General features: G+C 71.5%; 10 protein-coding genes. All 10 read left to right on the top strand.

From position 1 onward, the window contains the following. Positions 1–346: DUF1905 domain-containing protein (locus DLJ47_RS02105; RefSeq protein ID WP_146228006.1), on the top strand; the 346-nt coding region annotated here is incomplete at its 5' end. Positions 347–558: 212 nt separating this feature from the next. Then, a complete protein-coding gene (ruvC, locus tag DLJ47_RS02100; protein ID WP_109898415.1) occupies positions 559–1,089 on the top strand; it encodes a crossover junction endodeoxyribonuclease RuvC in 531 nt (176 codons plus the stop codon). Positions 1,090–1,363: 274 nt separating this feature from the next. After that, positions 1,364–2,779 (top strand): RNA-guided endonuclease TnpB family protein, encoded by a 1,416-nt coding sequence (locus DLJ47_RS02095; protein ID WP_109898414.1) that lies wholly within the window; start codon positions 1,364–1,366, stop codon positions 2,777–2,779. A 17-nt stretch (positions 2,780–2,796) separates the two neighbouring features. Beyond that, complete coding sequence (ruvA, locus tag DLJ47_RS02090) at positions 2,797–3,399, top strand: Holliday junction branch migration protein RuvA (protein WP_109898413.1); 603 nt, start codon at positions 2,797–2,799, stop codon at positions 3,397–3,399. Next, positions 3,396–4,466: a Holliday junction branch migration DNA helicase RuvB gene (ruvB, locus tag DLJ47_RS02085; protein ID WP_109898412.1), complete on the top strand. Its 1,071-nt coding sequence runs from the start codon at positions 3,396–3,398 to the stop codon at positions 4,464–4,466. Before ruvA ends, ruvB begins: the two co-directional genes overlap by 4 nt. Positions 4,467–4,605: 139 nt before the next feature. Beyond that, a complete protein-coding gene (yajC, locus tag DLJ47_RS02080; RefSeq protein WP_233257612.1) occupies positions 4,606–4,947 on the top strand; it encodes a preprotein translocase subunit YajC in 342 nt (113 codons plus the stop codon). Positions 4,948–5,205: 258 nt separating this feature from the next. Next, a complete protein-coding gene (secD, locus tag DLJ47_RS02075; protein ID WP_199235656.1) occupies positions 5,206–7,101 on the top strand; it encodes a protein translocase subunit SecD in 1,896 nt (631 codons plus the stop codon). A 1-nt stretch (position 7,102) separates the two neighbouring features. Beyond that, positions 7,103–8,293: a protein translocase subunit SecF gene (gene secF / locus DLJ47_RS02070; RefSeq protein ID WP_109898409.1), complete on the top strand. Its 1,191-nt coding sequence runs from the start codon at positions 7,103–7,105 to the stop codon at positions 8,291–8,293. A 102-nt stretch (positions 8,294–8,395) separates the two neighbouring features. Next, positions 8,396–8,962: an adenine phosphoribosyltransferase gene (locus tag DLJ47_RS02065; RefSeq protein WP_109898408.1), complete on the top strand. Its 567-nt coding sequence runs from the start codon at positions 8,396–8,398 to the stop codon at positions 8,960–8,962. A 195-nt stretch (positions 8,963–9,157) separates the two neighbouring features. Continuing rightward, positions 9,158–11,665, top strand: a complete 2,508-nt coding sequence (locus DLJ47_RS02060; protein ID WP_199235658.1) for a RelA/SpoT family protein — start codon at positions 9,158–9,160, stop codon at positions 11,663–11,665. Position 11,666 lies beyond the last annotated feature (1 nt).

The raw sequence follows: 11,666 nt of genomic DNA, 5'->3' as shown, positions 1-11,666 counted from the left end.
CAGGCGGGGTCAGGCCGCCCAGCGGCATCTGGCGGCGGCCGCTCGGGAGATGGGGATGGGGATGCGGGTGACGGTGACGCCGACCTTCGAGGCGACCCTGGTCCGGTGGTCCGGCCCGGGTGGTTGGGTGTTCGCGCCCGTGCCCGAGGCGCACGCGCCGGACGCGGCCGGGCCGTTCGGCCGGGTGCCGGTGACCGCCACCGTCGACGGCCGCACCTGGTCGACCAGCGTCTGGCGCGACCGGAAGGCCGGCTGGCTGCTGGCGGTGCCGGCCCGGATCCGCGCCGGCAAGGACGACGGCGACGTGGTGACCGTGGCGGTCGAGGTGGACCGGGCCCGGATGTGAGCCCCAGTGACCGCTCAGAACGGCCGGCGCACGGCCCGGCGCCAGCCGACGGATTCCGGTGGCTGGGCCGCGGCTCCGGGGCCCTCGGCGCCCGCCCACCGCCGGATCGCGGCGCGGGCGCGCCGGCCCGGCGTGTCCCGCCGGGCACCCGTTAGCGGGCCCCAGTAGGGTGTCGAACACACGTACTGCTGACGGCTGGGGGAGGAGGCGGCGTGCGGGTGCTGGGCGTCGACCCGGGGCTGACCCGGTGCGGGGTCGGCGTGGTCGAGGGGCTGCCGGGGCGGCAGTGCACCCTGGTCGCCTACTACGTCGTCTACACCGACCCGGCCGACGAGTTGCCGGTGCGCCTGCTGCACCTGGACCGCTCGCTGACCGACCTGGTCGCCGAGCACCGGCCGGACAGCGTCGCCGTGGAGCGGGTGTTCAGCCAGCACAACGTCCGCACGGTGATGGGCACCGCCCAGGCCAGCGGGATCGCGGTGCTGGCCGGGGCGCGCGCCGGTCTGCCGGTGCAGACCTACACCCCGAGCGAGGTGAAGGCCGCGGTGACCGGTTCCGGTCAGGCGGACAAGGCACAGATGACGGCCATGGTCACCCGGCTGCTGCGGCTGCCCGAGCCGCCCCGGCCGGCCGACGCCGCCGACGCCCTCGCGCTGGCCATCTGCCACGTGTGGCGCGGCGGCACGCGCTCCAAGCTGGCCGCCGCGGCCGACCGGGTACGACGAGGAGGGAGGGCCAGGTAGTGGGATCCCTCTCTTCCGGCGCGATCGACTTGCGAGAGGTCGCCAAGCCAATGGCGGCGAACCAGACTGCCAGATCCGGTCGCGACATCCTGAGGTACCCGGCGGCTCACGGCGGGCTGCGAGACGATCGTTGTCGATTTGGAATCGTCGTCGCCGCGGCGGGACTCGGTGAAAATCTTTTGGCGATTTTGCGCGGCTCTTCGGGTCGCCGGGACGGGCTGCGGCCCTACGACAGGGAACCTTCAAGGGGCGACCTGGCGATAGGTGGTAAGCAGTGAAGGTCACCCGGATAGCCTGCTCAACCCGTCTGAACCCGGGTAAGTACGCCGCCCTGTTGGAGCAGGCCCGCCGGCTTGGTCGGGTGCGTAGCGAGGTGTGGCAGCGCTACGGCTCGATCAACGGGGTCGGGTCCGGGTTAAGAGATCGGCAGGTGCGGGACTGGTGGCTGGTTGATGGCACGCATCAGCGGTTCGGTGTGCTGGCGAATGCGTGGAAGGAGACTGTCCGCGACGCCATGGCTGACATGACGGCGAACATGGCGGCCGCCAAAGTTAATGTGCGGCGGGCAATCGTGCGGCGTACGGACGATCCGGCCGAGCGCAAGCGGATGCTCACCGCGTTGAAGAGCGACCGGTGGGCGGGTGATCCGTTCCTGGCTCGGCAGATGCGCAAGCACTGGAAGCGCGGCAAGAACTGCACCCATGATCAGATCGTGGTGCGCGCCGACCAGCACCACACGGTCGCTGATGGGCGCGGCCGGCTGTGGCTGGCGGTCCCTGGTCTGGAACGCCGAAGGATGGTCAGGATTCCGCTGTCGACGACGGTCGCTCCGACGGGCACGTTGCGGTTGATCCTGCGCGGCGGGCGGGTCGAGGTGCACTACCAAATCGACGCGTCGCAGTTGCGGTCGTCGCAGCGGCCGTGTGGCGACCGGATGATCGGTGTCGACAAGGGTTACACCGAAGCTCTGACCGACTCCGAGGGCGAGCAGCACGGCGTCCGCCTCGGCAAGCTGTTGGCCGTGGAGTCGGACCGGGTGAAAGAGCGCAACCGCCGGCGCGCGAAGCTGCGCTCGGTAGCCAACAACGCCGCACGCCGAGGTGACCACGCGAAGGCGCACCGGATCACGGTCAACAACCTGGGCTCCGTGAAGCGGGACCGGCGTGCCGCCCGCCACCGGGCGCAGGTCCGTACGGAGATCTTCACCGCCGTGCACCGGGTGGTCGACAAGGCCGCCACCGTGGTCGCCGAAGACGTGACCAAGACATTCACCGGGCGCAAGACGCTCGGCAGGAACGTCAACCGGCGCCTCGCCGCGTGGACCAAGGGAGTCACCGCCGAGGCGCTAACGAACGTGTCGGAGCGCAGAGGTTCTGTGCTCGTTCACGTCAACGCCGCCTACACCTCACAAGCCTGTCACCGCTGCGGCCGGCTCGGCCGACGTAGCGGTGACAGGCTTCACTGCACCTCGTGCGGGGTGGTGTGGCAGGCCGACGTGAACGCCGCGATCAACATCCTGCACCGAGCCGGCGACCCCGACATCGCCCTGCACACCCCACACCACAGGGTGAAGCAGATCCTGCAGGACAGGACCGATCGCCACCGGACCAGACTGCCGGTCCAGGACTCCAGCCCGACCAACCTCGGGCGGAGAGCGAAACATCCGAACCGCACAACAACGAGCCACTAGTAGGAAGCAGGAGCGAGATGATCGCCAGCGTGTGCGGCGTGGTGACCGCGACCGGTCCGGATCAGGCGGTGATCGAGGTCGGCGGGGTCGGGCTGGCGGTGCACTGCGCCCCGGCCACGATCGCCGACCTGCGGGTCGGCCAGCCGGCCCGACTGGCCACCAGCCTGGTCGTCCGGGAGGATTCGCTCACCCTCTACGGCTTCGCCGACGACGACGCCAAGCAGCTGTTCGAGCTGTTGCAGACGGCCAGCGGGGTCGGCCCCCGGCTGGCCCAGGCGGTGCTCGCCGTGCACACCCCGGACGCGGTCCGCAAGGCCATCGCCAACGCCGACACCGCCGCGCTGACCCGGGTGCCGGGCATCGGCAAGAAGGGCGCCGAACGCCTGGTGCTGGAGCTGCGCGACCGGATCGGTCCGGTGCCGGTCGGCGCCGACGGCGCGGCCGGGGTCACCGGCGGGGCCTGGCCCGAGCAGGTCCGCCAGGCGCTGGTCGGGCTCGGCTGGACGGCCGCCCAGGCCGACCAGGCGGTGGCCGCGGTGGCGGAGACCGTGGACGGGGACACCCCGCCCGTGCCGGTCCTGCTCAAGCAGGCCATCCGGCTGTTGGGCCGGACCCGATGACCGGTCCCGACGGCGGCCTGGTCTCGGCGTACGTCAACGACGCGGAACGGGACGCGGAGGCCAGCGTCCGGCCGAAGCGGTTGGACGAGTTCATCGCCCAGCACCGGGTGCGTGACCAGCTCGACCTGCTGCTCAAGGGCGCGATGCGCCGCGGCAGCCCGCCGGATCACATCCTCCTGTCGGGGCCGCCTGGCTTAGGTAAGACGACGCTCGCCAACATCGTCGCCGCCGAGCTGGGCTCGGGCATCCGGGTGACCAGCGGCCCGGCGATCGAGCGCTCCGGCGACCTGGCGGCGATCCTGACCAGCCTCGCCGAGGGCGACGTGCTCTTCATCGACGAGATCCATCGGATCGCCAAGCCGGCCGAGGAACTGCTCTACAGCGCCATGGAGGACTTCCGGGTCGACGTGGTGGTCGGCAAGGGCCCGGGCGCCACCGCCATCCCGCTGGACGTCGAGCCGTTCACCCTGGTCGGCGCGACCACCCGGTCCGGCCTGCTGACCGGGCCGATGCGGGACCGGTTCGGCTTCGTCGCCCACCTGGACTTCTACTCCCCGGCCGACCTGGAGACGCTGCTGCACCGCTCGGCGCGGATCCTCGGCGTGCCGATCACCGACGACGGCGCCGCCGAGATCGCCGGCCGGTCCCGGGGCACCCCCCGGATCGCGAACCGGCTGTTGCGGCGGGTCCGCGACTTCGCCGAGGTCCGGGCCGACGGCGTGGTCACCCTGGAGACCGCCCGGGCGGCGCTGACCGTGTACGACGTCGACGCGCTCGGCCTGGACCGGCTGGACCGGGCGGTGCTGACCGCGCTGGTCGACTCGTTCCGGGGCGGCCCGGTCGGCCTCTCCACGCTGGCCGTGGCGGTGGGGGAGCAGCCGGACACGGTCGAGGAGGTGTGCGAACCGTTCCTGGTGCGGGCCGGCCTGCTGGCCCGTACGCCCCGGGGGCGGGTGGCCACGGAGGCTGCCTGGCGGCATCTGGGGCGTACGCCGCCGAATGGTACATTTGGCACCGATGCCCCTCCCGCGCCCGATCTGTTCTCCGTACAGCCCGATCAGCCGTGATGCGAACGTGATCTGTGCCGCATTCGGCGTTCCCAGGTGCAGGGATTAGACTCGCCGCGGTCTGTACAGGACGTGAGAATCCGCCTCCGCTCCGGCGCCCCTCGTGCCGAGTCGGAGGCCAATGGGAAGGTCTGTAACCGTGCTTTATGCAGCATCGGGCGGCGGAGGTGCCGGCGGTCTCACGCCGATCCTGATGATCGTCCTGCTCTTCGGCGTCATGTACTTCATGATGATCCGCCCTCAGCAGAAGCGCCGCCGCGAGGCGGAGGCGATGCAGCGTGCCCTCGCCCCGGGGGACGAGGTGGTCACCATCGGCGGGCTCTACGGCACGGTCACCGGCGTGGACGACGACACCGTCCTGCTGGAGGTCGCACCCGGTGTGCAGACCCGGTACGCCCGCCCGGCGATCGCCCGGGTGGTCACCCAGGCGGAGCGCCCGGTCGAGGAGACCGTCGAGGACGCGGACGCCGTCAAGGAGTGAGTCCGTCCGCCCCGCTCGGGGTGGGGCCGCCGCGCGCCGGTGCGCCACGCCGGGGTGGGCCGGCGAACGTGACGTGAAAACTGGATAGTCGGGTCGACGCCGGGCGTCGGCACGTACCGTGACCGGTCGGCGCCTGCCGGCCGTAGCGGCGGCGTGCCGGCCCGGTGCCGACCCCTCAGGCCCGTCGGCCGGAAACTCCGGCCCGACACCCGCCGCCGCAGCCCGGCGGCGCGACCGTTACAGGGAGACAGGACAGCCGTGGCACCACCTCAGGGACAGATGCGCCCCGGACGGCAGTTGGCCGTGCTCGGGCTCATCTTCGTCGTCCTCTACCTACTGGTGTTCTTCTCGGGCGGCGCCAGCGGCGGCTTGAAGGACCGGCTCGAGCCTCGGCTCGGTCTGGACCTGGTCGGCGGCACCCGGCTGACGCTGGAGGCGACCAACACCGTCGACGGCCGGGCCCCGACGGCGGAGAACCTGGAGGAGGCCCGCCAGATCATCGAGAGCCGGGTCAACGCCTTCGGCGTGGCCGAGGCCGAGGTGGTCACCGAGGGCAACCGCAACATCGTGATCTCCCTGCCCGGTGAGAACCGGGACCTGACCGAGGTTGGCAGCGCGGCCGAGCTGCGCTTCCGCAAGCTGCTCAAGGCCGCCGACGGCAGCGGCGCGGTCGCCGCACCGGCGGCCACCCCGACCCCGTCGGGCACCGCCAGCCCGGCACCGTCCGGCAGCGCCGCGCCGACCCCGTCGGCCAGCGCGCCGGCCGCGACCAGCTCGCCGAGCGGTGGCCAGGGCGGCTCCGCCCCGGCGCCGAGCGCCACCGCGACCCCGTCGGCCACCCCGAGCGCCGCCGCGCCGTCGCCGAGCGCCAGTGCCGCCCCGGTGCCGCAGGGCATCGAGGAGCAGCGCAAGGCGGTCGAGCAGAAGGTCGGCGCCGCCGCCTGGGCCGCCGCGAACGGCCTGCAGGGCCCGGCCGACCTGAGCACCGACCCGACGCTGGCCGAGAAGCTCAAGCCGTTCGCCTCGCTCACCCCGCGCGAGGTCGCGGTGCTGCCGGCGACCATGCAGTTCAACGTGCCGCAGATCAGCTGCGCCCAGCTCGACGACCGGCCGCCGGCGTCGATCTCCGACCCGAACCAGCAGGTCGTGGCCTGTGAGGACGGCGCCGCGAAGTACCTGCTCGACGTGGCGAAGGTGCTCGGCACCGACGTCAGCGACGCCAACGCGGTGCTCGACCAGACCAGCGCCTGGGTGGTCAGCCTCGACTTCACCGGCGGCGGCCAGGAGAAGTGGACCAACCTCACCCGCGAGGCGTTCAACAACGAGGGCGGCGCCTGCGACGCGACCGCGCTGGGCCCGGACGGCAAGTGCCGGGTCGCCGTGGTGCTGGACAACGAGATCGTCTCCTCGCCCGAGATCCAGGGCGTGCTGACCGGCAACTCGCAGATCACCGGCAGCTTCAACCAGAAGGACGCCAGCGAGCTGGCCGGCCAGCTGCGCTACGGCGCGCTGCCGGTGACCTTCGAGGCGCAGGAGCAGCAGAACGTCACCGCCACCCTGGGCGCCAGCCACCTGCGGGCCGGTCTGCTCGCGGCCGGCATCGGCATGCTGCTGGTCATCATCTACTCGTTCTTCTACTACCGCCTGCTCGGCTCGGTGATCTTCCTGAGCCTCATCCTCTCGGCGCTGCTGGTCTTCGGCGCGCTGGTGGTGCTCGGCCGGCAGATCGGCTTCACCCTCACCCTCGCCGGCATCGCCGGCATGATCGTCTCGCTCGGTGTGGCGGCGGACTCGTTCGTCATCTACTTCGAGCGGCTCAAGGACGAGATCCGGGAGGGGCGCAGCCCGCGCAGCGCCGTGCCGCGCGCCTGGATCCGGGCCCGGCGGACGATCATCTCGGCGAACGCCATCACCCTCATGTCGGCCGTGGTGCTCTACATCGTCTCGGTCGGCACGGTGAAGGGCTTCGCGTTCGCCCTGGGTCTGGCCACCGTGCTGGACCTGGTCGTGGTCTTCCTGTTCCGCCACCCGATCATGACGATGTTCGCCCGGACCCGGGCGTTCCTGTCCCCGCGGGTCAGCGGACTGGGCCGGGCGCTGCCGGCCCGGACCCAGCAGGCCACGCCCCGCAACCCGCGTGCCAAGGAGGCCTGAGATGGCTGGAAGTGGTCTGGCGAGTCGCCTCTACCGGGGCGAGGCCGGTCTCAACATCATCGGCCGGCGTAAGCTGTGGTTCACCGTCGCCGGCGCGCTGATCCTGATCGCGGTGCTCAGCGTCTCGCTGCGCGGCTTCAGCCTCGGCATCGAGTTCGCCGGCGGCAACTCGTTCCAGATCCCGGCCAGCGTGGGCACGCTGGAGCGGGCCGAGGAGCAGGTCGACGAGGCGCTCGCCACGGTGGGCGACGGCGCCGAGGTGGTCACCGCGCAGAAGGTCGGCGGCACCGGCGGCGACTTCTACGAGATGCGTACCACCCAGCTCAGCGCCGAGCAGGCCAACGAGGTCAAGGCCGAGATCGCCCGCGAGTTCGGCATCGACCCGGCGCAGATCAGCGGCAACCAGGTCAGCGAGGCGTGGGGCAGCCAGGTCACCGAACGGGCGCTGCTCGGTCTGCTGATCTTCATCGCGGTGGTGATGGTCTACCTGATCCTGCGCTTCGAGTGGCGGATGGCGGTCGCCGCGGTCGCCTCGCTGGTGATGAACCTGATCCTCACCGCCGGTATCTACTCGCTGGTCGGCTTCGAGGTCACCCCGTCGACGATCATCGGGTTCCTGACCATCCTCGGTTTCGCGCTGTACGACGTGGTGGTGGTCTTCGACAAGGTCCAGGAGAACACCCGGGGCATCACCGCCAGCAACAACCAGACGTACGGCGAGGCGGCCAACCTGGCGATCAACCAGAGCCTGATGCGGTCGCTGAACACCTCGGTGGTCGCCCTGCTGCCGGTCGGTGGTCTGCTCTTCATCGGTGCCGGTCTGCTCGGCGCGGGCACCCTGAAGGACCTCGGCCTGGTGCTCTTCGTCGGTATGGCGGTGGCCTTCCTGACCTCGATCCTGCTGGCCACCCCGCTGCTGGTGCTGCTGAAGAACAACGACCCGCGGATCCAGGCGCACACCAAGCGCGTCCTGGCCCGCCGGGGCGCCATCGAGCGGGGCGAGATCACCCCGAAGGGCGCGCCGCGGACGGGCACGGAGACCGCCGCGGCGGTCGACCCGGAGGCGGCCGCGCTGGCCGGCGCCGCGCCCAAGGTGGGCGCCCGACCGGTCGGCAAGCGGTCCGGCGGCACCGCCCGGGGCGGGCGGCCGGCCGGTGGCGGCGGCAACCGGCCGGGTGGAAAGCGGCGCTGAGCAGCGCCGGGGACACCCGGTAGCAGACGACCCGACGGCGTCCTTCATGCTGTGCGAGCAGCACGAAGGACGCCGTCGTCGTGGAAGGGACACAGAACTGCCGTGACGGAGACCCACAGCACCGGGCTACGCGGGGACAGCGGGCTGGACGCCGCGCGACTGGTGGCCAGCCGGGTGCTCGACGTGCCCGATTTCCCCAAGCCCGGTGTCGTGTTCAAGGACCTGATGCCGCTGTTCGCCGACGGTGCGGCGTTCCGCGAGGTGGTCGACCGGATCATCGCGTACCACGGGCCGGAGTCGTTCGACGCGGTGGTGGGGATGGAGGCGCGCGGGTTCGTGGTCGCCGCCGCCATCGCGTACGCGACCGGGGTGGGCGTGGTGCCGGTCCGCAAGGCCGGCAAGCTGCCCCGCGCCGTGCACTCGGCGTCGTACGAGCTGGAGTACGGCGAGGCCACGCTGGAGGTGCACCAGGACGCCTTCACCGCTGGGCACCGGGTGCTGGTGGTCGACGACGTGCTCGCCACCGGCGGCACCGCCGCGGCCACCCTGGAACTGGTGGAGCGGGCCGGGGGCACGGTGGCCGGTTTCACCGTGTTGCTGGAGTTGGGCTTCCTCGGCGGCCGGGAGCGGCTGGCGCCGCGTCCGGTCCATGCCCTGCTGACCGTTTGAGCTCTCCGGCCGTCGGACGGATCCGGTGCGGCCCGTCCGGCGGAGCGGCGGGGTACCGTGCGTGCGGGTAGCATTGCCCTTTGCTGACCGGGCGGTGGACCGTCCGGGTGGCGCGAGACCAGGCCGGCCGGCGCACGGTCGGTGTACTTCCGGCGAGCGGTGAGGAGGCCGGTGTCCCACGATGTCGTCCCTCCGGTGGAGGGCACGGTGCACCCGACAGGCGACGCGGACGGCTCGGTGACCGGTCGGAACGGTGACGCTTCGGCCCGGGTGACGGGCTCTGGCAACGGCTCCGGCCCGGCCGAGGGCGTACGCGCCGGCGCGGCCCGGACCGAGGGCGCCCGGCCGGGGGCGGACGCGGTCGTGGTCCCCTTCCCGACCGACGTCGGCGAGCCCGCGCCCAGCGCCGGGTTCGCGCTCTCCAACGCGCCCACCGGCCGCCGGGTACGCGCCCGGCTGGCCCGGTTCAACGCGCCCTGGCAGTCCTCGCAGGTCAGCGAGGTGCTGGAGCCGCTGATCTCGACCCACCGGGAGAACCACCCGAAGGCCGACGCGCGGCTGCTGCAGCGTGCCTTCGACACGGCGGCCCGGTGGCACTCCGGGCAGTACCGCAAGTCGGGCGACCCGTACATCACCCACCCCCTCGCGGTGGCGACCATCCTGGCCAACCTCGGGATGGACACCACCACGCTGGTCGCCGCGCTGCTGCACGACACCATCGAGGACACCGAGTACACCCTCGACCAGATGCGCGCCGACTTCGGCGGCGAGGTCGCGCTGCTGGTCGACGGGGTCACCAAGCTCGACAAGGTCAAGCTGGGCGACGCGGCGAAGGCCGAGACGATCCGCAAGATGGTCGTGGCGATGGCCAAGGACCCGCGGGTGCTGGTGATCAAGCTGGCCGACCGGCTGCACAACATGCGCACCCTGACCTTCCTGCCCCGCCCGAAGCAGGAGCAGAAGGCCAAGGAGACGCTGGAGATCCTCGCCCCACTGGCCCACCGGCTGGGTATGAACACCATCAAGTGGGAGCTGGAGGACCTCGCCTTCGGCACGCTCTTCCCGAAGCGGTACGAGGAGATCAACCGCCTCATCGGGGAGCACCAGCCGCAACGCGAGGCGCTGCTGCGCCAGGTCACCCAGAAGGTCCAGACCGACCTGAAGGCCGCCAAGATCAAGGCGGAGACCACCGGCCGGCCGAAGCACCTCTACTCGATCTACCAGAAGATGATCGTGCGGGGTCGCGACTTCAACGACATCTACGACCTGGTCGGGGTGCGGATCCTGGTCGACACGGTGCGGGACTGCTACGCGGCGCTGGGCGTGATCCACGCCAACTGGCAGCCGGTGCCGGGCCGGTTCAAGGACTACATCGCGATGCCCAAGTTCAACATGTACCAGTCGTTGCACACGACGGTCATCGGGCCCACCGGCAAGCCGGTGGAGATGCAGATCCGCACCTACGCGATGCACCGCACCGCCGAGTTCGGCATCGCCGCGCACTGGAAGTACAAGGAGCACAAGGGCACCCAGATCGTCGGCCCGCCGGCGCACATCGACGAGATGACCTGGCTGCGCCAACTGCTGGACTGGCAGCGGGAGGCGGCCGACCCGAGCGAGTTCCTCGACGCGCTCCGGTTCGACCTGTCCAGCCAGGAGGTGTACGTCTTCACTCCGAAGGGTGACGTCATCCCGCTGCCGACCGGCTCGACGCCGGTGGACTTCGCGTACGCGGTGCACACCGAGGTCGGGCACAAGTGCATCGGGGCGCGGGTCAACGGCAAGCTGGTGCCGCTGGAGTCGACGCTGTCCAACGGCGACGTGATCGAGATCTTCACCTCGAAGTCGGACACGGCGGGCCCGACGCAGGACTGGCTGGGCTTCGTCAAGAGCCCGCGGGCGCGTACGAAGATCCGCCAGTACTTCAACAAGGAGCGGCGCGAGGAGGCGATCGAGGCCGGCAAGGACGCGATCGTCAAGGCGATGCGCAAGCAGGGCATGCCGTTGCAGCGGATGCTCACCCCGGACGCGCTGATGGCGATCGCCCGGGACCTGCACCTGCCCGACGTCGCCTCGCTCTACGCCGCGGTCGGCGACAGCCAGGTCTCCGCCCAGTCGGTGGTGCAGAAGCTGATGGCCGCGTACGGCGGCGAGGAGGGCGCGGCGGAGGACATCGCCGAGACCGCCGTCGCCACCCGGCCGCCGCGCAGCCGGCAGAGCAGCGCCGACCCGGGTGTGGTGGTACGCGGGGTCAGCGACGTGTGGATCAAGCTGGCCCGCTGCTGCACCCCGGTGCCGCCGGACGCGGTCTTCGGGTTCGTCACCCGCTCCGGCGGGGTGAGCGTGCACCGCGACGACTGCGCCAACGCCGAGGACCTGCGGGCCCAGGGCGAGCGGGTGGTCGAGGTGAGCTGGAAGCTCACCAGCGCGTCGACGTTCCTGGTCGCCATCCAGGTGGAGGCGCTGGACCGGCACAAGCTGCTCGCCGACGTCACCCGGGTGCTCTCCGACGAGCGGGTCAACATCCTCTCCGCCACCGTCACCACCACCCGGGACCGGGTGGCGGTGAGCCGGTTCAGCTTCGAGATGGCCGACCCGAAGCACCTCGGGCACCTGCTGGCCGCGGTCCGCAAGGTCGACGGCGTCTTCGACGCCTACCGCGTCACCTGTCTCGTATACACATCTGACGCTGCCGACGAATAGC

Origin of the sequence: Micromonospora sp. S4605 (genome assembly GCF_003176715.1) — a bacterium.
Classification (GTDB): Bacteria; Actinomycetota; Actinomycetes; order Mycobacteriales; family Micromonosporaceae; genus Micromonospora; species Micromonospora echinaurantiaca.
Note: the sequence above shows the minus strand (reverse complement) of the source record. Positions and strands in the feature narration are given on the sequence as shown.